The sequence below is a fragment of the Dyadobacter pollutisoli genome, from assembly GCF_026625565.1.
Classification (GTDB): Bacteria; Bacteroidota; Bacteroidia; order Cytophagales; family Spirosomataceae; genus Dyadobacter; species Dyadobacter pollutisoli.
The window spans coordinates 5,229,657-5,254,372 of record NZ_CP112998.1 but is presented as its reverse complement, the minus strand read 5'-3'; the positions used below and the strand labels follow the sequence as shown (position 1 = coordinate 5,254,372).

20 protein-coding genes and 1 pseudogene are annotated in these 24,716 nt (G+C 45.9%); 14 read left to right on the top strand and 7 right to left on the bottom strand.

Annotation, left to right across the window (positions count from 1 at the left end; all coding sequences use genetic code 11):
• Window positions 1-347 precede the first annotated feature (347 nt).
• The 6 genes and pseudogenes from thrA (at window position 348) to ON006_RS21375 (ending at window position 6,006) form a co-directional block, all read left to right on the top strand.
• Window positions 348-2,804 carry a bifunctional aspartate kinase/homoserine dehydrogenase I gene (thrA, locus tag ON006_RS21400; protein ID WP_244824396.1) on the top strand — a complete coding sequence of 819 codons (2,457 nt, stop codon included), beginning with the start codon at window positions 348-350 and terminating at the stop codon, window positions 2,802-2,804.
• Window positions 2,805-2,841: 37 nt separating this feature from the next.
• Window positions 2,842-3,180, top strand: a complete 339-nt coding sequence (locus ON006_RS21395) for a nucleotidyltransferase domain-containing protein (protein WP_244824395.1) — start codon at window positions 2,842-2,844, stop codon at window positions 3,178-3,180.
• On the top strand, window positions 3,177-3,569 hold the full coding sequence (locus tag ON006_RS21390; protein ID WP_244824394.1) for a HEPN domain-containing protein: 393 nt from the start codon (window positions 3,177-3,179) through the stop codon (window positions 3,567-3,569). Before ON006_RS21395 ends, ON006_RS21390 begins: the two co-directional genes overlap by 4 nt.
• Window positions 3,566-4,502 (top strand): annotated as a pseudogene (locus ON006_RS21385) (homoserine kinase). Before ON006_RS21390 ends, ON006_RS21385 begins: the two are co-directional and overlap by 4 nt.
• Window positions 4,503-4,590: 88 nt before the next feature.
• Window positions 4,591-4,917, top strand: coding sequence for a HesB/IscA family protein (locus ON006_RS21380; RefSeq protein WP_244824392.1), 327 nt, complete (start codon window positions 4,591-4,593; stop codon window positions 4,915-4,917).
• Window positions 4,918-5,106: 189 nt separating this feature from the next.
• Entirely contained in the window at window positions 5,107-6,006 is a 900-nt protein-coding gene (locus ON006_RS21375) for a nucleotidyltransferase family protein (protein WP_244824391.1), read from the top strand.
• Window positions 6,007-6,066: 60 nt separating this feature from the next.
• Here the strand turns inward: ON006_RS21375 and ON006_RS21370 are convergent, their stop codons facing one another.
• The 4 genes from ON006_RS21370 to modA all read right to left on the bottom strand — a co-directional run bounded on the left by ON006_RS21370 (window position 6,067) and on the right by modA (window position 9,172).
• Window positions 6,067-6,744, bottom strand: a complete 678-nt coding sequence (locus ON006_RS21370) for an SGNH/GDSL hydrolase family protein (RefSeq protein ID WP_244824390.1) — start codon at window positions 6,742-6,744, stop codon at window positions 6,067-6,069.
• A 71-nt stretch (window positions 6,745-6,815) separates the two neighbouring features.
• Window positions 6,816-7,712, bottom strand: a complete 897-nt coding sequence (locus tag ON006_RS21365) for a sulfate/molybdate ABC transporter ATP-binding protein (protein WP_244824389.1) — start codon at window positions 7,710-7,712, stop codon at window positions 6,816-6,818.
• Window positions 7,693-8,367, bottom strand: a complete 675-nt coding sequence (modB, locus tag ON006_RS21360; protein ID WP_244824388.1) for a molybdate ABC transporter permease subunit — start codon at window positions 8,365-8,367, stop codon at window positions 7,693-7,695. Before modB ends, ON006_RS21365 begins: the two co-directional genes overlap by 20 nt.
• A 52-nt stretch (window positions 8,368-8,419) precedes the next feature.
• Entirely contained in the window at window positions 8,420-9,172 is a 753-nt protein-coding gene (gene modA, locus ON006_RS21355; RefSeq protein ID WP_244824387.1) for a molybdate ABC transporter substrate-binding protein, read from the bottom strand.
• Window positions 9,173-9,440: 268 nt separating this feature from the next.
• On the opposite strand from modA, the gene ON006_RS21350 reads away from it, so the two are divergent.
• The 3 genes from ON006_RS21350 to ON006_RS21340 all read left to right on the top strand — a co-directional run bounded on the left by ON006_RS21350 (window position 9,441) and on the right by ON006_RS21340 (window position 12,521).
• Window positions 9,441-10,598 carry a pyridoxal phosphate-dependent aminotransferase gene (locus tag ON006_RS21350; protein ID WP_244824386.1) on the top strand — a complete coding sequence of 386 codons (1,158 nt, stop codon included), beginning with the start codon at window positions 9,441-9,443 and terminating at the stop codon, window positions 10,596-10,598.
• A 33-nt stretch (window positions 10,599-10,631) separates the two neighbouring features.
• Window positions 10,632-11,489, top strand: coding sequence for a prephenate dehydrogenase (locus ON006_RS21345; protein WP_244824385.1), 858 nt, complete (start codon window positions 10,632-10,634; stop codon window positions 11,487-11,489).
• A 267-nt stretch (window positions 11,490-11,756) separates the two neighbouring features.
• A complete protein-coding gene (locus tag ON006_RS21340; RefSeq protein ID WP_244824384.1) occupies window positions 11,757-12,521 on the top strand; it encodes a murein L,D-transpeptidase catalytic domain family protein in 765 nt (254 codons plus the stop codon).
• Here the strand turns inward: ON006_RS21340 and ON006_RS21335 are convergent.
• The 3 genes from ON006_RS21335 to ON006_RS21325 form a co-directional block, all read right to left on the bottom strand.
• Window positions 12,494-13,690, bottom strand: a complete 1,197-nt coding sequence (locus tag ON006_RS21335) for a L,D-transpeptidase family protein (RefSeq protein WP_244824383.1) — start codon at window positions 13,688-13,690, stop codon at window positions 12,494-12,496. The genes ON006_RS21340 and ON006_RS21335 overlap by 28 nt on opposite strands.
• 194 nt (window positions 13,691-13,884) lie before the next feature.
• Complete coding sequence (locus ON006_RS21330) at window positions 13,885-16,551, bottom strand: permease prefix domain 2-containing transporter (RefSeq protein WP_244824382.1); 2,667 nt, start codon at window positions 16,549-16,551, stop codon at window positions 13,885-13,887.
• A gap of 3 nt (window positions 16,552-16,554) precedes the next feature.
• Window positions 16,555-16,908, bottom strand: coding sequence for a PadR family transcriptional regulator (locus tag ON006_RS21325; RefSeq protein WP_244824381.1), 354 nt, complete (start codon window positions 16,906-16,908; stop codon window positions 16,555-16,557).
• A gap of 515 nt (window positions 16,909-17,423) precedes the next feature.
• On the opposite strand from ON006_RS21325, the gene ON006_RS21320 reads away from it, so the two are divergent.
• The 5 genes from ON006_RS21320 (at window position 17,424) to ON006_RS21300 (ending at window position 24,551) form a co-directional block, all read left to right on the top strand.
• Window positions 17,424-18,017 carry a 2OG-Fe(II) oxygenase gene (locus ON006_RS21320; RefSeq protein WP_244824380.1) on the top strand — a complete coding sequence of 198 codons (594 nt, stop codon included), beginning with the start codon at window positions 17,424-17,426 and terminating at the stop codon, window positions 18,015-18,017.
• A 61-nt stretch (window positions 18,018-18,078) separates the two neighbouring features.
• On the top strand, window positions 18,079-22,332 hold the full coding sequence (locus tag ON006_RS21315) for a T9SS type A sorting domain-containing protein (protein ID WP_244824379.1): 4,254 nt from the start codon (window positions 18,079-18,081) through the stop codon (window positions 22,330-22,332).
• A 43-nt stretch (window positions 22,333-22,375) separates the two neighbouring features.
• Window positions 22,376-22,996 carry an START domain-containing protein gene (locus ON006_RS21310; RefSeq protein WP_244824378.1) on the top strand — a complete coding sequence of 207 codons (621 nt, stop codon included), beginning with the start codon at window positions 22,376-22,378 and terminating at the stop codon, window positions 22,994-22,996.
• A 228-nt stretch (window positions 22,997-23,224) separates the two neighbouring features.
• Window positions 23,225-23,584: an ISAon1 family transposase N-terminal region protein gene (locus ON006_RS21305; RefSeq protein ID WP_267609898.1), complete on the top strand. Its 360-nt coding sequence runs from the start codon at window positions 23,225-23,227 to the stop codon at window positions 23,582-23,584.
• Window positions 23,568-24,551, top strand: coding sequence for an ISAon1 family transposase (locus ON006_RS21300; protein ID WP_445440900.1), 984 nt, complete (start codon window positions 23,568-23,570; stop codon window positions 24,549-24,551). Before ON006_RS21305 ends, ON006_RS21300 begins: the two co-directional genes overlap by 17 nt.
• Window positions 24,552-24,716: the final 165 nt, after the last annotated feature.

Below are 24,716 nucleotides of genomic sequence, written 5' to 3'. Positions count from 1 at the left end.
GTTAGGTAAAGAAAATGGACAGAACTATATTCTATCATAGTTCAAATTGGTACAATAAAAAATTAGATAAAAGTCTTTTTAAGGAATATTAATTGTAGTAAATGAGATTATTTAAAATATTATATTTTTAAAAATAATCATCCTATGTAACCTTCGGTTTTGGATAAAACCAATTCGAAAGGGTTTGCTTTTTGGTATTATTCAGCGACTTATCAAAAAGTATCAGCGATAGGCGCATTTCAAGGGATCATTGAAGTATGCGGCGTTTGAATTGTTATATTTGCATTCAATTCAAAAACAAAAGGCGGTGAGCCGGATGTAATCTGCGTATTCGAATATAGCTTTAAATGAAGGTTCTTAAATTTGGCGGTACCTCTGTCGGTTCGGTTGACAGCATCAAAACAGTAATCAGTATCCTTGAAGACAATCTGGCGAAGGGCGAGCGCATCGCGGTTGTTTTCTCAGCAATGGGAGGGGTCACGAACCGTTTGATTGAAATTGGCAAAATGGCTGCCGCCGGTAATACAGATTACATTGAATTTCTGAAAGTGGTTGAAGAAAGACACTTTTCAGTGGTAAGAGGGCTGATCCCGGTGAAGAACCAAAGCAGTACTTTCGCGGCGGTAAGGGGTATTTTCAATGAGCTGGAAGATATTTTGAAGGGCGTTTCCTGGATCAAAGAACTGTCGGAAAGGACATTGGACTTGATCATGAGCTTTGGCGAGCGACTTTCGACACTCGTAATCACTGAGATCCTTAAAAGTAAAGGCATCAATGCCGAATTCTGCGATGCACGGCAGATCATCCACACCAATGCTACCTATGGCATGGGGGATGTTAGTTTTGAAATTACAAATCATCAGATTTTAGAATATTTTGCAAAAACCGCTGCATTGCAATGTGTAACAGGGTTTATTGCATCCACTGCCGAAGGCATTACGACCACACTGGGTCGCGGCGGTTCTGATTATACGGCTTCCATTTTGGCCGCGGCACTGGAAGCAGATTCGATTGAAATATGGACGGATGTGGACGGTATGATGACGGCAGATCCGCGTAAAGTGGCCAACGCATTCACGATACCTTCTATTTCTTATGCAGAGGCGATGGAACTGTCACATTTCGGGGCGAAAGTGATTTATCCGCCGAGCCTGCAACCTGCATTTGCCAAGAATATTACATTAAAGGTCCTGAACACATTCAATGTCGATTTCGAAGGTACCTATGTTCAGAAATCTGCTAACGGCAAGGAGTATGCGATCACGGGTATTTCGTCGATCGACGAGATCGCGCTCGTGAACATCCAAGGTAGCGGGATGATTGGTGTGGCTGGGATTTCGGGAAGATTATTTACGGCGCTTTCCAATAATGCGATCAGTGTAATCCTGATCTCGCAGGCTTCGTCGGAACATTCCATTTGTTTTTCAATTGACCCAAAAAATGCTGCGCGTGCCAGTGAAGTACTGGAAAAGGAATTTGCCACAGAAATAAGTATGGGGCATATCGACAGCATTTCGATTGAAAAAAACCTGTCGATCATTGCCATAGTCGGCGAAGGTATGAAAAAGAGCACTGGGGTTTCCGGGAAGCTTTTTTCTGCTTTGGGTAAAAACGGTATCAATGTAGTAGCCACGGCTCAGGGTTCTTCGGAGCTGAATATTTCGGTTGTGATTGCCAAAAGTGATCTGTCCAAAGCATTGAATGCGATTCACGGCGTATTCTTCCAGTCTGAAACACGCTCGCTGAACCTGTTTATTGTAGGTGTTGGGCTGATCGGAGGGACGCTTTTGGAGCAGATCAGAAACCAGACTCAGTATTTGCGGGAAGAGAAATTGCTCAACCTGAACATTGCAGGACTGTCCAATACTAAAAAGATGCTCCTGGACCCTGACGGTATCAAGCCCGAAAACTGGCGTGACAGGGTGATGGATGAAGGAGTTAAGACCAGTCTGCCTGCTTTTGTGCAAAGAATGATAGAGCTCAACTTGCCAAACAGTGTTTTTGTGGATTGTACGTCCGAAAAGGACATTGTACAATACTATCACGTGCTGCTGGACGCGAGTATTTCGGTGGTAACGCCTAATAAAGTAGCCAACTCCGGTACCTATGCGGAATACCTTTCGTTGCAGCGTACGGCATTGCAGCGGGGCGTTAAATTCCTGTACGAAACCAATGTAGGGGCAGGTTTACCGATCATCAATACCATGCAGGGATTGATGGCGAGCGGGGACAAGTTCCTTAAAATTGAAGCTATTCTGTCGGGTACTTTGTCCTATATTTTCAACAATTTCGGTTCGGACAACCGTTTTGTGGACATTGTGAAGGAAGCGAAAGCCAAAGGTTTTACCGAGCCAGATCCGAGAGAGGATCTGAGCGGAGCGGATGTAGGACGAAAAATACTAATCCTGGCGCGGGAAGTAGGAGTACCGCTGGAAGCAGACGAAGTGAAAATTTCGCAGATACTACCCGGCAACTGCCTCAATGCACCGACTGTTGACGCATTTTTTCAGGAGCTTGAAATTTCAAACGGCTTCTTTGCAGATCTTCAATCAGAAGCGGAAGCAGCCGGGGGAAAGTTGCGGTACATTGCCACGCTGGAAAATGGCAAGGCCAGCATTGAACTGAAAACAGTGGATGCGCAACATCCATTTTACACGCTCTCAGGCAGCGACAACATTGTATCCTTTACTACCGAACGCTACAAAGACCGTCCGCTGGTCATCAAAGGCCCCGGTGCAGGCGCAGAAGTAACAGCCTCAGGCGTTTTCGCGGATATTATGAGTATTAGTAGCTATTTGGGTTAAAGGATTTTAAATTGTGATGATTTAAGCAATCAATGCTATGAGTAATAGAAACATCCCTGAACCAATTAAAGAGTTGACAGAAGAGTTTGTCAACCGGCTGGGTCAGTTATATGGCGAAAGGCTTCATAAAGTGATTTTATTCGGGTCGTATGCGAGAGGCGATTATCGCGAGGACTCAGATATTGATTATCTGGTTGTGTTGAATGATGAGGATATCAAGTCTTATGAAGAAATCAGTAACCTGTCAACTACCACTTTTGACTTGTCCTTAAAATACCTGATGTCGGTCTCTGCTGTTCCGGTTTCCAGGAATAAGTTCGATCATTATGGATCTCCGTTATTGAAGAATGTTCGTGAAGACGGTATTTTGCTATGAAAGACGTTTCTCTTTCGGATATAGTAGCAAAAATGGTCGGCTGTTTGGACGATGCAAGAGAGATATTAGATCTAAGGCGGACTGAACCAGTATTGAATCGTTCCTATTATGCCATGTTTCACGGCGTCCAGGCTCTTCTTTTTACCATTAATTTACCTGCCAAATCACACACAGGAGCACATAATGCTTTTCACAAAGAATTTATACTGACTGGATTAATCGAAAGAAAACTGGGGCTAGCCTTGAAAAGGACTTTTGGGAAAAGGCAGTTCAGCGATTACGAATATGATGAAGTTTCTTACAAAGACGCGCTCGAATCTTTTGAGGATGCTGAATATTTTGTCAAAGGCGTCGTCAATTATTTAAAAGAAAACAATTATTTAAAGTGAATTCAATAAAAGCTTTTGCGCCGGCGACGGTGGCTAATGTGGCGTGTGGGTTTGATATTTTTGGTTTTGCGATCGAAGAGCCGGGAGATATAGTGGAATTGTACCGGCGCGATGAGCCTGGTATAGTGATCAGGGACATTACCGGTGATGAAGGCCGGCTGCCACGCGCTGCTGAAAAAAAATTCGGTAACTGTGGTTATGCTGCATTTACTGAAACATTTGGGTATCAAAAATCTGGGTTGCGAAGTGGTGCTGCATAAGCAAATGCCCCTCGGTAGCGGGATGGGTTCCAGCGCGGCCAGTGCAGTGGCGGGGGTGGTGGCGATGAATGAGTTGCTCGGTAATCCGTTGACCCGTCAGGAACTGTTGCCTTTCGCTATGGAAGGCGAGCGCATTGCCTCCGGTTCGGCACACGCGGATAACGTCGGTCCTTCGCTGCTGGGCGGTTTTGTGGTGATCAGAAGTTATAATCCGCTGGATATCTTTACGATCCCGGTACCAGAAGACCTGTACTGCACCCTTGTTCACCCTGACATTGAAATCAATACTAAAGATGCCCGTTTTATACTTAAAAATGAGGTGTCGCTAAAAAATACGATCGCCCAAATGGGTAATGTCGCCGGTCTGGTAGCAGGACTGATGAAATCCGATTATGGCCTGATCAGCCGCTCGATGGTGGACGTGATCATTGAACCGGTTCGGTCTATTCTGATTCCGGAATTTAAAGCAGTAAAACAGGCCGCGATCAGCAATGGTGCATTGGGTTGCAGCATTTCAGGTTCAGGACCGTCGATGTTTGCGTTGAGTCGTGGGCTTGAAAATGCTCAAAATGCGGGTAAGGCTATGCAGGAAAAATTTGCATCGGCCGGAATTGAATCAGGCCTGCATGTTTCAGCGATCAATCAGGGCGGGGCGTTCATTTTGAATGATTAATAAGAGTGACCTTCATTTTTGAAAAAGAGTGAACTTTCTTATTCGTGTAGGACGTTATTTTGGGGTAAGTACAAAAATTAAAAAGATCATGGTTACTGTAAGTGATACTGCTAAAAACAAGATTGTTGAACTCCGGAATGCGGACGGTCATGAGGACGATTACCAAATTCGGGTAGGTGTTCTCGGCGGAGGTTGCTCTGGTTTGACTTACAATCTCGAATTTAACTCGGACTCAAAACCTAATGATATGGTTTTTGAAGATAAGGGTGTGAAGATCATTGTAGACAAGAAAAGTATCCTTTATCTGGCCGGAACGACGCTGGATTTTTCAGATGGTCTTAATGGTAAAGGTTTTCAATTTATAAATCCAAATGCTACCCGTACCTGCGGATGCGGCGAAAGCTTTGCGGTATAGGAAATTCTTAAAATATTTTATTTTGGAAAAACGCGCTCTTTAAACCGGAGCGCGTTTTTTTTTACGTGACGAATGGACTTAATTTGCCGTCACAAATGACAAATTTTCGGCAGATAATTCACTTTAAAAGCGCTGAAAGCAGTTTTTGGATTTTTGCACACAACGGTACTGCCGTTTAAAACTAATTGAATGAAACCAACTCTTTTGATTTTAGCTGCCGGAATAGGCAGTCGTTACGGTGGTATCAAGCAACTTGACCAGTTCGGTCCCAACGGAGAAACTATCATTGATTATTCATTGTATGACGCGATACGCAGTGGTTTTGGAAAAGTGGTTTTCATCGTGCGTCAGGAAATAAAGGAAAGCGCTGAGGCACTATTTGCCCCGAAACTGAAAGGGAAAATTGACTTTGATTTTGCAATTCAGGGCGTGCAATCATACGTACCGGAGGACCTGGGAACAGTGGAGCGCGTGAAGCCGTGGGGTACAGGTCACGCTACATTATGCGCCTGGAAACAAACTGACACTCCTTTTGCGGTGATCAATGCTGATGACTTTTACGGTCGCGATGCATTTGCGACTATGGCTCAATTTCTTCAAACAGATACCAACGACAAGCAACATGCCATGATCGGCTACGAATTAAAACGTACGCTTTCCGAGAATGGGACAGTATCCCGCGGTGTGTGTGTCGAACGTGAAGACCACAACCTCGAATCGGTTATAGAGCGTACCAAGATATTTGAAGACAATGGCGCTATTTATTTTGAAGAAGACGGAGCGCGTACCGAATTAGCGCCAGAAACACCGGTTTCTATGAATTTCTGGGGGTTCAAACCTTCGATGTTCCCGATCACCAAAGACCTGTTTGATACTTACGCAAGAGAAAATATTAATACGCCGAAAGCAGAGTTTTACATTCCGACCGTCATGACCCACATCATTAAAAGTGGCCTGGGCGATTGCCGCGTTTTCCGCAGCTCGTCCGACTGGTTTGGAGTAACCTACCCCGAAGATAAGCCAACAGTGCAGGCTTCATTATCAGCCTTGCATGAAAAAGGCGAGTATCCGGGTAAGCTCTGGGACTAGGACCATTAAAAAGGGCTGCTTCAATTTTGAAGCAGCCCTTTTTAATGGAATTTCAATAACCTACTTCTGTACCAAAGCTTCCAACATCTTCTCGGCCAGAAATTTATTGCCGACGTCGGTTAAATGTACGCGGTCGCTGGTTAGGATGCCTTTTTCTTTATTTTCAGGGTTGTTCTGGATCAGGTAGTCCTGGAAGGATTTTCTGAGGTCGCATAATTGCAGGTTATTGCGGGTTGCAATTTCACGTATCAGCTTGGAATATTGGTTGAGGTCGCCATCCTGTGAGTTGGATGCGTCGTTTCTCTCACCGATTACAGTGGGAGTACAAACAATGACACGAATGTTCTGAGCCTTCATTTTTTTGATCAAAGCTTCGTAAAACTTCACATATTTATCGGCGTCAGTACCAGTTCCTGAGGAAGCTTTGTGCCATACATCGTTGATACCCACGTAGATGAAAACGATATCCGGCTTTTTGGACAAAACGTCGTCTTCCAAACGCAGGTAAAGATCATACACTTTATTACCACCAATTCCGGCACCAAGTAGTTCATATTGACCTTCCTGGCCCTTTGCTTTTAGCATTTCACCCATTTGTGTAATGTATCCGGTTGGACCTACGCCCGCCTGGGTAATGGAGTCTCCGAAGAAAATGACGCGCAATGGCTTGTCCTGACGCATCGCCATCAACGGCAATGCAAAAATTGCAATTTGTAATAATTTGAAAAGTACCCGCATATAGAAGTAAAATATGGTTTTTTGAAAAAGACAGCTGCCATTTAAAATTACCCTTAAACCCGATCGGTGATTTACCGGTTGTTGACTAATCTGATACGGTTTGGATCGAGTGAATATGGCAATGTAAAATTGTTTCCCGGAAGCATTTGTGGCTCCATATCCAGTGGAAGCGTGAGCTGACGGACTTTATTTTCGATCAAAGCGCTGACGAGTAAATGGCCGTGAAGCTTCTGGCAGCTCAATACCTCGCCGGAAAGCGTGAGATCGTCAGCATTGTCTGTCTCGCTGGTGTAAACTTCCGCCGGACTGCCTAGTTGTGTCACTTTCCCATGGTTCATGATCATTACCCGATCGGCGAGCCGGAATATTTCCCCAATATCGTGGGTAACGATAATGACCGTAAAATGGTAAAGCCGATGGAATTTGAGAAGCAGGTTCTGCAACTGGTAGCGCATGGAGTGATCCAGTGCCGCAAATGGTTCGTCTAGCAGCAGTAAATCCGGTTTCCGTACCAATGCCCGGGCCAGTGCGACCCGCTGTTGTTGTCCGCCTGACAGCTGGTGTGGCTTTCGTCCATGCAGTTGGGTGAGCCCCATGGCATCCAGGAGCTCGTCGACAACTTTTTCGTCCCCTTTTGTTTCAAGCGCAAAAAGCAGGTTTTCCTTTACAGTCATATGTGGAAACAATGCATAGTCCTGAAAAACGAAGCCAATGTTGCGCTTTCGGGTGGGTATCTGAATGTCCTGTGAAGTATCCAGCCATAACTGCTGATCCAGTGAAATTTTCCCTGATTGTGGATTCACCAGTCCCGCGATTTGTCTCAGCAATGTAGTTTTCCCTGCACCGGAAGGCCCTGTTAAAGCCAGAATATTGCCTTTTGAAAGCGAAAAAGAGACTTCCATCGGTAAAATTCCATTGGCAGTTTGGAGCGAATGCCGGATGTTGATGTCAAGAAGATTGTCGGACACGAAGCAGGCGGTTGTTAATAGAGTAGACCAACAGCAAAATAACGAATGTAATTGCAAAAAGCACCATTGCGTATTGGTTTGCCGCCGGATAGTTAAGCGCCTCCACTTCATTGTAGATCGCTACCGACGCTACTTTGGTGACGCCCGGAATGTTGCCGCCGATCATCAGTACCACACCGAACTCTCCGACTGTGTGGGCGAAAGTGAGTACAAAAGCGGTTAAAATGGCTGGTTTGCAGTTGGGTAGGAGCACTTTGTAAAAAGTTGTCCATTCACTTTTTCCCAAAGTATAGGAAGCTTCCCGCAATGAAGACGGTAATGATTGCAGCCCGGCCCTGATCGGGTACACCATAAAAGGAAGGCTATACAATATGGAGGCGATCACCAGCCCGGGAAATGAAAACACAAGCCGCATGCCCAAAACCTTTTCAATCCACGCACCAAACCAGTAGGACGGACTGAATGCTAAAAGAAGGTAGAAACCAATGACGGAAGGTGGCAAAACGAGCGGCATGCCAATGATCGCTTCCACTACCCCACGGCCCTTGAATTTCCCAAAAGCCAGCCAGTAGGCTACCGGCATCGCCATTACCAGGAGGATCACCGAGGTAATGCTAGCGAGACGGAAAGTGAGCCAGAGGGGTTGCCAGTCCATTATTTTAGGAGTTCATGAGTTTATAAGTTGATGGGTTTATGAGTGTGTATGATCATTTGTAGCCGTATTTTTTGAAAATCTGCTTGGCTTTGTCGGAGTATAGGAAATGATAGAATTTCGTGCTGGATTCTTTTTTTGGAGAGGCGTCGCTGTGTTTTAGCAGGATTGCGGCTTGCTGAATGGGCTTGTGAAATGTGGAATCAATGATGATGTAGTGGCCTTTGTCTTTCATTTCAGGGGAGAGTACAATGGACAATGCATTGAAGCCGGCTTCCACCGATCCGGTAGAGATGTACTGGGCTGTTTGTGCAATGCTTTCGCCGTAGACCAGTTTTTTCTCAGTTTTTTCAAAAAGTACCTGAGCTTTCAAAACTTCGATTGCGGCCTCACCATAAGGAGCGTTTCGGGGATTGGGTACGGCTATTTTTTTTACTTTTTCGGTTGCGAGAATGGCCGTGCTGAGTTCCGTTTCGGGAATGTCCTTTGCCCATAGAACCAGCGATCCGGTCGCATATATCCTGGGCTCTTCCTCCGATCCGCCGTTTTTGTATATTTCCTGAGGATACTTGGTGTCTGCCGAAACAAAAACATCGAATGGCGCACCTTCTCTGATCTGGGCCGTGAGCTTCCCGGATGAGCCTACCACGATCTGAATTTCTTCACCGGTTTCCCTCGCAAATTCCTTCTGAATTTCCTTCATCACATACTGCACATTGGCAGCCGTAGCGACGACGATCTTGTCCGATGGTTTGGAACAACCGGCAAGAATTACAGAAAAAAGAAGAAAGACGCGTTGGATGTTCATGTCGCAATTTAAAGGATTTTTGTTTCGCAATCATCGCTATTCGGGAAGCTCCTCCGGAGCTTTTTATGGGTAACGCCAATCTTGCTAGAAACAGGGTGCGCCTCTGGCGCAATGATAACCGACGCTACCAGCATGCAGAAACCGGTCATAGCGGGACCTCCTGTTTCTAGGAATTTATCGTAAATTGCGCCCCGTTTCGGCCGGATGATCCGGGAGAAACATACTAACCGCTCAGGGCGATAGCCAAAAGCGTAATTTAAAAATAATAATGATTATAGAAACCGCTCAGCGCACCAAGCAGACTTCGGAGTACTACTTCTCCGTCAAGCTGGCAGAAGTGCGCAAACTGATTGCCGAAGGACATGATGTGATTAACCTGGGGATTGGAAACCCTGACATGATGCCTTCCGAAGAAACCCTGACGGCTTTATCAGAAGCTGCTCAGAAACCGCAGGCCCACGGCTATCAGCCTTATGTTGGAACGCCTGCTTTTCGCAATGCAATCTCGGATTTTTATTATCATACTTACGGAGTAAAACCTGATCCCGCTACTGAAATACTTCCTTTAATTGGTTCAAAAGAAGGTATTACGCATATTTCACTCACATTCCTTGACCCGGGCGACGAGGTACTCGTGCCTGAGCTGGGCTACCCGGCCTATCGTGCGGTAAGCCAGATGGTAGGTGCAGTTGTGAAGGAATACCCGCTTCGCGAGGATTACGGATGGCAGCCCGACTGGAAAGCAATGGAGTCGCTGGTAACCCCGCGTACGAAGATTATGTGGCTCAATTACCCACATATGCCCACAGGCGCACCTGCGACACGTGAGTTGTTTGAGGAAGCCGTTGCATTTGCGACCAGGCATAAAATACTGCTCTGCCACGATAATCCGTACAGCCTGGTACTCAATAAGAAGGAGCCCATCAGTTTGCTGTCCATTGAAGGGGCGAAGGACGTAGCGATCGAACTGAATTCCATGAGCAAGTCGCACAATATGGCGGGATGGAGGCTGGGCTGGCTGGTTGCTGGTAAGCCTTACATTAATGCTGTGCTCACGATCAAAAGCAATGTAGATTCCGGTATGTTCTGGGCCATGCAGGAAGCTGCGGTGGCCGCATTACATAATTCAGATACCTGGCACGCAGAAAGAAATGCCGTGTACCAGGGACGTTTGGACGCCTCAGAAGCACTTTTAACCGCGCTCGGCTGTACCTGGGACCCGAAGCAGGAAGGAATGTTCCTGTGGGGCAAGCTGCCCGACTCAGTTGGATCTGCTGAAACTTTGGTGAACAACCTGTTGGTAGAAAAACACGTGTTCATTGCTCCGGGCTTTATTTTTGGCCCGAAAGGACAGCGTTACATTCGGTTGTCGCTCTGTCTTCCCAAAGAGCGAATCTGGGAGGCTGTGGCACGCATTCAAGCATAAAGATCAGTTTTTGACATTTATTGAAAATTTGAAATGGTAATCAGTATAATAGGAATAGGTTTATTGGGCGGGTCGTTTGCATTGGGGCTTCGTGAAAAATATCCTAACATCAGGTTTGTCGGAGTGGATAATTCCTCTGTCAATCAGAAAATCGCATTGGCAAAAGGCATAGTGGACGAGATCGTGTCGCTGGAAGAAGCTTTGGAGATTGCTGAGCTGAATGTGCTTGCGACGCCGGTGGATGCCATTACCAAGCTGCTACCTTACATGCTCGACCGCCTTCCGGAGGGAAGAACGATCACGGACCTCGGTTCTACCAAAGAGCTGATCTGTGCGCTGGCCGACTCTCATCCAAAACGAGGTCAGTTTGTGGCGGTACATCCCATGGCTGGTACTGAGAATTCAGGCCCGGGAGCAGCTTTCAGGGAAATGCTCATTGAAAAAAATGTGATCATTTGCGATAAAGAGAAAAGCAACCGCGATTCCCTCGTCCTGGTGGAAACATTCCTTCGAGACATAGGCATGAAAATCCATTACATGAAACCCATTGAGCATGACCTGCACCTGGCGTATGTTTCGCATCTGAGCCACATCAGTTCATTTGCGCTGGGGTTGACGGTTTTGGATAAAGAGCGGGACGAGCGAGCGATTTTTGACATGGCGAGTACGGGTTTTTCTTCCACAGTGAGGCTGGCCAAGAGTTCACCGCAAATGTGGGCGCCCATTTTTGATCAGAACAAAACCAATGTTTCCAAAGCATTAGGGGACTATATCGAGCTTTTGAAGAAATTCAAGGAAGCCATTGATAGCAAAGACCTCGATACCAGTCTGAGCTTTATGAGCCGGGCCAATGACATTGGGCGGATTTTGGCTGGGATTGAGAAGAAGTGAGGTTTTGAGTGAATGTGTGAATGAGTGAATGAGTGGATGGGTGGATGTTTTGATTTTGTTTAATGTGTTGTTAATCAATAGTTTATAGTTAAATAAATTTGGTTTCGGAACCATTGTTGTGGAGGGGGCTGTTAACTTAGCGACTCTTTGAAGTACCTACTTCATATATCTGACCGCCGGTTTCAATCGTTTATTTTTACAAAACCGGCCAATCAGGCTCCTCCTTTTAAATAATCGAAATAGATTTTTTCAACAAAACTATCAGAAATGACAAAGGTTCAGGCGGTATTTGTAGCAGTAATGATAACGCTCAGCGTTTCTTTCGGCATCCACCAGATCAATCCATTCCCAGCACTTTCTACTTCTAAAAACATATCAGTTGTAAAACCGGATTCTGCATTGGTAAAACCTCAATGGATATCCATTTACGATTCTCTTGACCTTAAAAAGCAAGGTTTGTCGGAAAAGGCTTTTTACTACGCCTGGATCGGTTTTCAAAAAATGAACCTGCACAATCCGGTCATGGCCATTGCTGATTTTACGCAGTCGTCCCGCAACAAAAGGCTTTATGTGATCGATCTGATCAAAAGGAAAGTGTTGCTCAATACTTATGTAGCACACGGCCGGAACTCGGGGCAGGAGTTTGCAGAGCATTTTTCGAATGATAACTCGTCATATCAGTCGAGCCTGGGCTTTTACAAAACATTGGGTACCTACCAGGGCAAGCACGGGTTGTCATTGAGGCTGGAAGGATTGGAAAAAGGTATCAATGATCGGGCATTGGAACGTGCGATAGTCATGCACGGAGCCGATTATGTGAGTGAATCTTTCATCAAAAACACCGGCAGACTTGGCCGCAGTCTTGGCTGCCCCGCCGTATCCATTGCCGATTCTAAGAAGCTGATCGATCTGATGTACGACGGTGCCGGGCTCTTCATTTACTCCGCAGATCAGAAATATTTCAAATCGTCACCATTGCTCTCCGGTTTGCTGCCGGACAATGGTCAAACTTTGGGAGCTCCTCTTTTATAAACATCGGGAAAGTAAATCAAATCCCCTTTTTCGTTACAGTCTGCGCCGAGATATAGCAGAAACACCGGAATCCTTGCTTTTAATTTATGCCATTTGGGTGGTGTGGAGACAGTATCGGGCTCCGTCATGAAATCATTGTCAAGCAGTTTTGTGCCCGCCATATAATTTGCAAGATCTGTCGGTTTTTGTACACGTACGCAGCCGTGGCTTCTCCATCGCTTGTTATTTGTAAACAAATATCTTGCATTGGTGTCATGCAGATAAATAGCCAGCGGGTTCTTGATTTCCACTTTTAGCAAGCCCAGCGAGTTATCCTCGCCCGTTTCCTGGCGAAAGCGATAAGGGAACTTTTCAGCAGTCAGTTCCTCCCAGTCAATGTCTTCCGGGTTAACAGCTTCGCCCTTTTTATCAATAATTTCAATGCGGTTCCTTGACAGATACTCTGGGTCATTCATTGCTTTCGGGAAAATTTCCTTGATCGCGATGCTTTTCGGTACATTCCAGTAAGGATGTGTCACAATGCTGGTAGCATAGGTATCGATAGTAGGGGTAGGTGTATCACTCTTGCCAACGACCGTCCGCATACTCAATACATTTTTACCGGAAGAATCCATTGCAGTGAGGTACGCGCCGCGAATATTGACCATCACAAACCGGGGAGAACCCTGGATTTGACGGTGGATCCAGCGATATGCATTCAATGCTTCGGCAACATAGGCGGCGCTATCTGTCTTTTTGGCCTCTATCAACCTCGCATAATGTATTTTGAGGTTATGATAAACAGGGAAAACCGGTTCCAGATTCTCCATTACTTTTTCTACCGACTGGCCTTTCACCAGTTCCTCAGCCGCATCGCGGATCAGAGCCGTGTCCGCAGCGATTTTTTTCTCGGTGTATCGAATGGTTGGCTTGTGTCCGAAGCTTATTTCTTCCAGTAATGCAAAAACGGGGGCAGTATCTGCTGTCGCCTGGAATTTGCTGACATTAACCCCGGCCTTTTGGGAAAATTCCAGGAGCTTTTCGTAATGCTTTTCCTTACTTAGTTCTTCCGCAAGCTCTTCTTTTGTCATTTCCTTGGGATTCTTTCGGCATGACTGGAAAATGGCAAGCGTAAACAAAATGATGAGGGGGATATATTTCGACCGGCCCAGGCCTGATAGCATTTGCATTGTATCTCTGTTTACGTTTCAAAGATACCTATACAATTGTTATGCTAAGCAGTTGAAGGACGGGTGAATACATTCACTCACCTGTTTATTAGGCTTTTAACCAAAAATAAAGGGATCGCGGATTTTCGGACAGGCTTGAAAATGGGGAATTTGATGGTCATTGTCTTGTGGTATAGTTAACCTTTAAACAAGCCTCATTCATTCCGTAAGCTCTTCACAGGATCAACAAGTGCCGCCCTGATGGCCTGAAAGCTAACTGTCAGCATGGTGATGATGAGTACGGTTGAACCCGTGGCAACATACATCCACCACCTGATATCTGTTCGATAGGGATAGTTTTGCAGCCATTTATCGAGGCCAAACCATGCGAGGGGCGAGGCGATTACAATCGCGATTACAACAAGCTTCACGAAATCACCCGAAAGCATGGTGACAATGCCCGTCACCGAAGCTCCCAGCACTTTGCGGATGCCTACTTCTTTGGAACGTTGCTCCGCTGCCTGCACCACCAGGCCGAAAATGCCTAATACTGAGAGGAACATCGTCAGTCCGCTGAAAAACATAAACAGCTGATGCAGCCTTGTTTCGGCTTCGTACTGTTTGTCAAGCAATTCCTCAATGTTATTTATTTCCAATAATTTGGCCGGGTAAAACTGCTTCCAAAGCTTTTCTATGGAAGCAGACACCCGCTGCTCCATACCCGGCTGTGTGCGTACCAGCATTCCTGCATATTGGGGCGACCGCTGCGCGAGGATAATAGTCGGTTTGATCGGTTCGTAAAGCGATTCATTGTTGAAATTTTCAATGATACCTACCGGAACAGTATTGGCGTTTTTGATGCGTTCATCCAGTTTACTTACACCGAGTGCCTTTGCGGCAGAGGCAGTTAGCAAGGAACTCTGCAATATCTGCGCCTGCTCAAACTTCTCAAAACTGACTTTTTGCAGCGAATCAGCATTTAGGGCATCAGTAGAAAACTGATGGCTGAACATGCGCCCCTTGACCAATTTCAGTCCCATTGTTTCAGGCAGATCTACGTCGCCTGCAATGTACCAGACTTTTATCCGCTGTTTTGAATTGGCAGGGTCTTCGATTTCCCGTTGCATATAACCGCCTCCCTGCGTGGGTACCCACAGCGTAGCACTCGCGCGGACAACCCCTGGAATTTGTAGTAATTCACCTTTAAATGCGTCTCCTTTTCCATCCCACGATACATTGTCGATGGCGAGCAGGTTATTTGTGTTATATCCCAAATCCTTGTTCTCCATCAGGTTAAGCTGCTTCCATACGACAATGGTTGCCAATAAAACCACAATTGAAACGGAAAACTGAACAACTACCAGGCCTTTTCGCAGCCAGTTTTGCCGAAATGATGCAGAAGAAGTGAAAATTCCTCTCAATGTATTGGAAGGTTTGAAACCCGAAATCAGCCAGGCAGGATACAGTCCGGTAAGCAAGGCTGTCAGCAAAACGACTGCCAGTGCATCCACGGCCATTGGCACATTGGATGTGAATGTTTCAATAAGCCTATGCCCCAGAAATTGTTCGACGGATTTGAGGGAGAAGAAGTAGAGAAAAGTGGCCACTATGGCGGCTGTACCAAACAACAGCAAAGTTTCAGTCAGAAGTTGAATGATCAATTGCGAGCGAGATCCGCTTAATATTCTCCGTACACCGGCTTCCTTCAATCTTGCAAATGCTTTGGCCGTGCTTAAATTGACAAAATTGACGCAAGCAATAAACAATAGCAGCAGTGCAATGCCAGAAAATATGTAAATGGTCCTCGCATCGCCCCGGACATTCTGGCTTTCGGCAAAGTCGGAATGCAGGTAGATGTCCGGCATGGGCTGGAATTCGAAACCGTGCTCGTCAGTTCTTTTGCTAAATTTCTGATGCCATTTATTGACCTTCGCGGTAAACGCCTGCATATCGGTACCTGGTTTCATGCGAATGTAATTCTGTGAAAATGTAATAAACCCGTTGGCTTCGTAAGGTTCAGGCTTGTTGATGTGCAGCAGGACCACGTCAGCGCGCAAATGACTGTTATAAGGGAGATCCGCTATCAAGCCGGTAATCTGGTAGTCATTGGCTTTGGTACCATACTTTGGAATGTCCTGAATGATCTTGCCAATAGGATCCTGGCCTGGGAAAAAGCGATCTGCAAAGCTTTTAGATATAAGCAGGTTATTCGTCCCCGGTACAAAGTCCCGCGGATTTCCAGCCAGCACTTTCAGATCGATTATTCTCCACGCTGACGTATCTGCCCGTAAAACCTGCGTAGCTACGCCATTGAAATCTTCCTTTTTGAATTTGAAATGACGCGTCGTGGTAGAAAGCTCTGACGATGCCACCGCCTCCGGATAAATCTTCACAAGCTCAGGTGCCAGCAACTGAGGTGATGAAGAAATACGTTCCTGCAATCCCGCACCTGCCTTATTCATCGAAATAATCCTATAGACATCATTGGCGTGGCTCCATTTCCTGTCATACGAAAGGCTGTCTATTACGACAGTCGCAACCATCATGCAGGCCCATAATCCAATCGAAAGGCCAGTAAGGTGAATAAAAGAATAGCCTTTGTTTTTCAAAAGGACACGGGAACCGATCTTAAAGTAGTTTCTGATCATTTCGAAGCTTAGAAAAGGAATAGAAGGATACTCAGGAGATTTTCTCTTTATAACCGAGGGTCTTAGCAATGCTGCTACCTCTTTCAGATAGAACAACTTTGCTTTTTGCTGACCAAATTTTTGATACCGCAAAGCATAACGCTCCTGCAGGTCGCCCAGGAGCTCTTCGCGGAGGTGTGGGGCGCAGATTCGGGTTGCCAGCTTGTCGAGCCAGCGGGGAGGAAGTGGTTGCATCGGTCAGCTGTTTGAAAAGTCAAGTCCCATTTTTGACAATTCCGCTGGGGTAATGCGGTTCCAGAGGCTGTTCCGCACCGAACGCGCATCATGCAGGATTTTGCCGCCGTAAGCTGTTACAGTGAAAAGCCTTTTGCGCCTGCCGCCGCGCTCCTGCGTGGCCTCGCCCAAATATGAGCTCAGGTAGCCCTTTTGTTCCAGCCGCTGCAATGCGGCGTGTACTGCACCCGTGCTGATCGTCTGCCCGGTTTCGTTTTCCAGCTCTTCGGCAATGCTCACCGAGTATGCCCCCGGTGCCAGCGCAGCTACCGCGAGCAATACGATTTCTTCAAATTCTCCCAGATCGCTTCGTCTCATTGAATGTGTTCGGAGTTATTATATCTATTTCCGTATGTAAAATACCTTGCCAGTAGTCGAAAATGCCATTTGCATTCAATGTAAGCATATTTTACAAAAAAACCCTGTTCAAAAACGGACAGGCTTTGTCCGCCGTTGTACAGGGATTTCATTGAAATTGGGGTTTTCTATGGTAGGGCTGACGGGTATTTTTCGCTTCTTACAAAATTCATATGTAGCGCTTTGGTATCCATATTTTCCCGAGTGTGTGGCTGCCACCTTTTTTTTAATGTCATTTAAACAACATTAAAACAAAGGAAATCATGAACAATTTGAGCAACAAAGTAGCATTGATCACAGGTTCGGCAAGAGGATTGGGCAAAGCCATCGCGGAAACTTAAGCAACATTGCTGTGCAACCAACTGATACTGAATTTGAAATATATGCGGTGGAATAGGGCTGGCGGGTTATGAACCGGTGAATTAAGATTACCTTCACCGGGCTCGTAACATGGCCAGCCCGTTTTCTTTCCTCCTTTGCAAAAGATCTTTGATGAGCTGATTACGAGTTATATTGACAATAATATTGGCGTCGCCGATTCGTTTCTGACCGAGTCGCTGGCCGGACATTTAAAAGACAACCTGACTGCGCTATACGCGGCGAACCTGCTGCTGCCAGCCGGAATAGGCAATAATAAGGACCTCGTTCATGACAAATCCGTGAGAGGTGACCGGATTTACTGGCTCGACCGCAAGCATAACGACCCTCACGAGAATGATTTCTTTGACCAAATGGATCTTTTTGTGAGCCACCTGAACAGTACCTGCTACACCGGCATCACAGGGTACGAGTTTCATTATACGATGTATGAAGCCGGGAGCTTTTATAAAAAACACCTTGATCAGTTTCGGAATAACGGAAGCCGCCAGTATTCGATGATCATTTACCTGAATGCAGGCTGGCAGGAAAGCGACGGCGGCGAGCTCTGCATACACCACGACGGTTCTTTGCAAAATATCAGTCCGAGTAATGGCAAGAGTGTGATGTTCAAAAGCAGCGAGCTCGCACATGAAGTATTAGTGACGCATAAGCGAAGAATGAGTATTACTGGGTGGCTGAAGATTGGGTAGATGTATAAATATGTCACCGGTTTGACTTAATTTTAGAGGCGAATTTACTTACCTCCCCTCTATGCAGAAAATTTACCTGTCAGCACTTTTGCTGATCACTACCCTTGGTGCGCTCCGTGCTCAAACCCCCACTATTTCGATCTATTACCCTGAAAATGCTTGTCTTGGTGCCATTCAGAGGATCCAGGTTTCCATGGCCGGGAGCTTCAAAGACGATAATAAGTTTACTGTTCAGGTACGGAAGACTGATGCTTCGCCGGTAGCTGCTGAACTGCCTGCCACGTTACGTGATGGAAAACTGGAAGTAGTCCACCGCGATTCGAGTTTGTCATTGTATCAAAATATCCAGATGCGTGTCGTGTCTTCTTCACCGAAAGTGGAAAGTCAATGGGTTTATTTCAGACTGAACAGCAAAGGAACCACCCAACTGTCACTTGCGGCGGCCGACACGATCAACGCGGGGGATGATCTGCAGATTAAATTTACCACTTTCAGTTCAAGCGGGGTACAGATCACCCTGAATGACAGTACGCGGTTTAGTGTTTCATCTTATGCTGAAGGTGCGTTTGTAACCTATCATCAGCTAGGCACTGATCATACCCAACCGTTTTATATTGCGCACGCCGAGAATGTGTGCGGCGCCATGCAGGTGAGCGGGCAGGTGAAAGCAGTCATCAATTCAACATCTTTGCGGACAGTCGGAATATCGCCGGTAGCAGCCTGCGAGGACAGCGAAGTAAAGATCAGCTTTTCGACGATGGGGCCTGCACTGACTGCTCAAACCAAATTCCGTATCAAATTTATTGAACTTGTCTATTCGATGGACCAAACTCCTCGAACTGCTGAGGTAACGGCTGAACTGAGGGACAATGTGCTGGTTGCCAGTATCCCGAAAACACTCAAAGTAAAAGGCCGAACTCAATTCAAGTTGCAGATCATTGCTGAAAACCCTAAACTAATGGGTGCTCATGGTGACATTCTGCTGGTTGTTTACCCGCAAGCTTCGGTTGAATTTTTTACTCCCAGTTTGACCATTAACACAGGGGACAATGTCCAGATCGGGTTAAATTTTACAGGAATGCCACCGTTTTCGGCATCATTGACCGATGGATCTGTTGTCTCCGCGAGCTATAATGGTCAGGCGTACATTTCCGTAAGACCGGGAAAAACGACGCTTTACACGGTAGAATCCTTGAAGTCGGGTTGCGGGACAACTTCCGTTTCAGGCTCGCAAACGATGGTTGTGACGGTTAAAGAAGGGGTATACCTTGACTCAGAAGGCAATTATGAAATTATTTGCTCGGGTGGTACCGCGAAAATGAAGGTCATTTCCAACTTTGCCAACAGCGCTGCAACTACATTCACTGTTCATGGTGTGCTGTCGAATCAACAAGTTTATTCATTTCCTGCCAAAAAAGTGGGCGATTACCTAGAATTCAACATCCCATCGCTTCCCGACGGAATCAGTCGAGCACTAAGCTATGACAATATGAGGGTGTTTTACGTGACTACCCAAAGCCCTGCATCACGTTCCAATTACTCCTATAAATATGTGGTTCAAAGTAAGCCGGATATGGTTGTAACCGAAAATAGTATCCTGAATTATGACGTTCCCAAGAGGATACAGTTTGGTTATTATTTGTACGGAAGAGGGCCCTACACGATCACAGAGACTTCTGGCAAGATTAATCGGGTTGATTATGAAGCCTGGTATCCCGATTATTTCCTGAGTAAAACAACGGATTTTCAAATTCAGTCGATCAGCAATTCCTGTTTCAAAAAAGAGGGCATTGGTACTGTACGTCTGACGGTCGACGGGAGTAGTGAAACGACACCCGGTGTTTATCTGGACCCTGTTAAAACGCCTGTTTGTGTGCAGGACAGCATTGAAATTGTTTTTTCCAAATCAGGGAAATTCAATGCAGGTAATGTGTTCAACATTCAGGGTTATGGCGATTGCTGTAATTTTCAGACATTAGCGACGGTTTCGGATGGCGGGAAGTATAAGGTTAAGATCCCGGCAAATCAGTATTCAAATTATACCCAATTCAGGGTTGCTTCTACCAATCCGGTACTTTTCAGCGAGCAGTATCAGCTGGAAATGCAACGTGATCCGAGTAATTTTTACATTAGCCCGGTAGGAACCGCCGAAAATCCTGCTCAGATGCTCAAGGAAGAAAATGTATTCCTTACACTTTCCAGCCAGGGCGGGGCATTGTCTTCGTTTGTGTATTCAGATGGCGTTTCGGATAAGACTGCAAAATTTGAAAACTATAATTATGGTGAAAAAATAACACCTCCCGTAGGCGTAACGACTGCCTACACGATCAAATCTGCTACGAACCAATGTGGTACGGTACCGGTCAATCTTACTACCTACATTAAAATACTGCCCTACCGGATCGTAATTTCGGAGGCTGATAATTATGTTTTTGAGTTCTGTGCGAACGGTCCGATGACCATACCTTTTGGTGTGGTGCAAGGCGACGCGGGCAATGCGACTTTCTCTCTTGAAATTGCCAAAGACGGTAATTACGACTTTACAACGCTTGTCAAAGATGTTTCATCAAGGCAGTTTGATACCAAAGTTCCCGGTGACCTGTCACCCGGGATTTATCAGCTAAGGATCACATCGTCGGACGGCGGTATTTCCAATATTCTGAGGATCAGGATAGGGGCGGTCCCGACGGTGAACATGCTCTCGGACAGAGGAGAGCCGCTAATGGTGAATGCGGGAGAATATATCGCATTCAAATTGAATTTCACGGGTTCGGCCCCATGGACGGCTGTTTTTGAAAATAACACAAAAATTTACACCACTAGCAACCCTGATTATAGGAATATATATGTTCCGAAAGGAGGGGAGTATTCTGTAAAATCGGTTTATAATACTTGCGGTTACGGCACTGCTACCGGCAAGATCACGGTAAAAGTAAGAGCTCAGCTCAGTACCGGTTCAGACAGCTACACGGTTTGTGAAGGAGGAAGTTTCACGGTGCGGTACAATTTGTTGGGTGATGCAGACCTTTCCGGCGACTACATTCGGTTTGAACTGCTGGATATGGCGAGCCTGAATGTAACGGTACTTGATTCTGTGAAGACGCTTTCAGGTGTAAAGGTTTTGAAAATCCCTTCGTCACTCTCGGGAAGTGCATACCAGATCCGGAGCACAGTAAGAAGTTTGAATCTGGTGTCCGTTCTAGGCGTAGGCGTCACCACGAAAGCCGACGTTACATTGACAGGTAATACATTGATCAACAGTGGAGAAAGTACCAATCTGATTGTTCGCAGCAATAAAAATTACGGTGAATCGATCACCTACAAGCTGTCGGACGGAACGACGGGTTCGTTCTACGGAGGACAAGGCCAGCCTGGGACGTTTATTAAGGTTACGCCGGATAAAACCACGACCTATACATTAAGTTCTGTGACCAATTCGTGTGGTACGGGTAAAGTTTCAGGAAGTGCGCTGGTGGAGGTTAATGCGCCCAGCGAGCGGGCTGTTACCGTAACAAATATTTATTCAGGCAATTACAGTCTTTGTATCGGGGACACGGCACTGGTTACTTTTAGTTCAAAAGGTAATTTTTCCGCGGGTAACGTCATGACCGTTCAAATTTCGGATACGACTGGAAAGAATTTTCGCTCGGTACCGACGGTTGGCAAAACTTCGCCGCTCAAAGCAGCATTGCCAGCCGATCTGTTTTCAATGAAAGCCTACCGGGTGAGAGTAGTGGCGTCGGATGCGAATACCGCCAGCGGTGCTTACCAAAATCCGTTGTATGTAAGCCAAAAAGCAAAAGCAAAGTTTGCGTCGGAATCGGTCATTTATGATGGCATTGTGAATCCTAAAATTGTCGTTTTGCTGGAAGGGGGCGGACCGTGGCAGTATCAGTATGGCACCGATCTTTCGATCCAGTACAGATATAGTGCGCTATCTTCCGACACGATAACACTTTTACAGGCATCGCCGAACCAGTATTATAAACTTTTCAGCGTGTCTAACAGTTGTGGAGTTGGTACCATTGAAAGTCCGGGTACCGTTCGGGTAGAGGTGATCACTGCCAATGAGCCAGCATTTACGCGGAGCATTGTGATAGCGCCCAATCCGACACAGGATTTTTTACAGGTCAAATTTGAATCAGGTTCCAGCCGGAATATCGTGCTATATAATTTATCCGGAACCAATCTTCATCAGCGGGTGAGCAGGGGAACGGTTGAGAATATAGATTTGAGGCACTTATCATCCGGGATTTACATTCTGCATATTGAAAGCAAAGGTCAGAGGGCTTCTTATAAAATTATCAAGCAATAAATGCTTTGCGGGCCTTGCGTGGCCGGGGAAAACGGTTATTACCATGATCTTTTGTTTGCTGATTTTTAGTGTTAATGCTCAGACAGACTGGAAGTTAATTGCGGAAAAGGAACAGATCAGGATATTTTCCCAATCTGTTCCTGAATCAAAAATCAAAGCCATTAAAGTGAATTGCACCGTGGACGCTTCGGTGACGCAGCTGGTCGCATTGTTGATGGACGTGGAGGGCGGCGTGAATTGGGTTTATAAAACCAAATCCTGCGTTTTACTGCGAAAAGTTTCTCCCACGGAACTGTACTATTACTCGGAGATAAGCTTACCGTGGCCACTAGAAAACCGTGATTTCGTAGCGCACCTGCGCCTTACACAAGACCGGGCTACCAAAGTCGTGACTATTGACGGGCCTGTGGTCAACGGAATGGTCAGTATCAAAAAGGGCATTGTCCGGGTCAATCAATCCAAAGGCCGGTGGGTGCTCACACCAGCAGGCCGCGACCGGACCAAAATCGAATACACCCTACATACCGATCCGGGAGGTAATGTCCCCGCCTGGGCCGTAAACCTATTCGCCGCAGAAGGGCCCATGGAGACTTTCAAAAGTATGAAGCAGCAATTGAAATTGGCTAAGTATAGGAATGCGGTTTTGGGGTTTGTGGTGAATTGAGGGAGGGGAGAGCCTATCTGGCGCAGAAATTACCTCTTACACCATTACCGCAACTACTTTAAAATGGTGCCAAATTGACGTAGCAAGCATACTCAATACGACATTGTGGCGTGGCTCAAAGCTACCATTAGGTTGTATTAATAGATAGGGTCTTAACGGATCAAATCAAAAACTTGTGGAGGGGATAGGATTTTTCTAGGTTTGTGTTTTTAATCAAACCATTTTGTTTTGGAGAGTTTCTTGCCGCTTATCGAGTTAATCTTACCGGATTTTATAATTGAGAATTATTTGCTGACCCATGTAGAGAAGTCAGACGAACGTTATCATGTTTATTTGGAAGAGAAGAATTACGAAGAAGCCGATCCAAGACGTTCAGATTTACTCTCCAAAGGTTATTTTCCCTCCATTACTCTACAAGATTTTCCAATTCGAGGTCACAAAGTTTTTCTTCATGTCAAACGTCGCAGATGGCTCAATACTATGACGGGTAAAGTTGTCCATAGAGATTGGAACGAGGTAGCAGAAGGAACGCGGATGACGAGTGAGTTTTCCGCTTTTTTAAAAGTGGTTGGTGGATACGAGGGCTAATGATGTTTGGAGTATTGGCCGTTTTTATGGCGTCAATGGCAAGGATCTGTTACGCCACTACCGTGATTTTCAGAGCGGATTCAAAGATTGGGACCAGAGAGGGCACGCAAAAAAATGGCTTCTGTACCCTGAAAATTTGGGACCACAGCTATCGATAGACGAAACCAGCCTTTCCCGTGGTGAACTTTATACAATACTTACAAACAAAGCTGCTAAAGGCGGAAGAGGGAGTATAGTAGCTATTGTGGCCGGCACTAAGGCGGAAGTGGTCATTGAGGTCATTCGTAAGATCCCCGAGGCTCAACGCAAAAAAGTAACAGAAATAACTCTGGATATGGCCGGTAGTATGACTATGATTGCTAAGCGGTGTTTTTCGCAAGCTACACGCGTTACTGACCGTTTTCACGTGCAAAGGCTAGCTGTTGAAGCTTTGCAAGAACTCCGCATCAAACACCGCTGGGAAGCTCTGGATAGAGAAAATGATGCCATTGAACAAGCGACAGTCACTCAAACCGAATATGTCGCGGAAGTATTGTCAAACGGAGACACCGTTAAGCAACTGTTGGCACGTAGCAGATATGCACTTTACAAAAAGCCAAACACCTGGACTGAGAATCAAAAAGAGAGAGCCCATCTGGTCTTTGAGCGCTTCCCAGACCTTAAAAAAGCATATGATCTGGCTCAGGAACTTAGCAATATCTTCACCAATACGACCGAAAAGATTTACGGATTAACTAGGCTTGCAAAGTGGCATGAAAAGGTCAGGCAATCCGGTTTTAAATCATTTAATACGGTCGCCCGATCGATCGAGAACCACTATAAAACTATCGTCAATTACTTCGATAATCGGAGCACTAACGCTTCGGCAGAATCCTTCAACGCAAAGATCAAAGCGTTCAGGAGTCAGTTCAGGGGTGTCAGAAACGTCGAATTCTTCCTTTATCGCCTTACTCAGTTATATGCTTAATCCAAGTTGCTCCACAACATTTGGTCTTGATCCGTCTTAACGACAAATGAGTCGATGCCAAATAGGTTCGACTCATTTGTGGCCCCAATTTCAACTTTGAAATTTCCACAAACGCATTGGTCATGGACAAATCAAAGGCAATCGGGGGCGTTAACGATGGCTGCA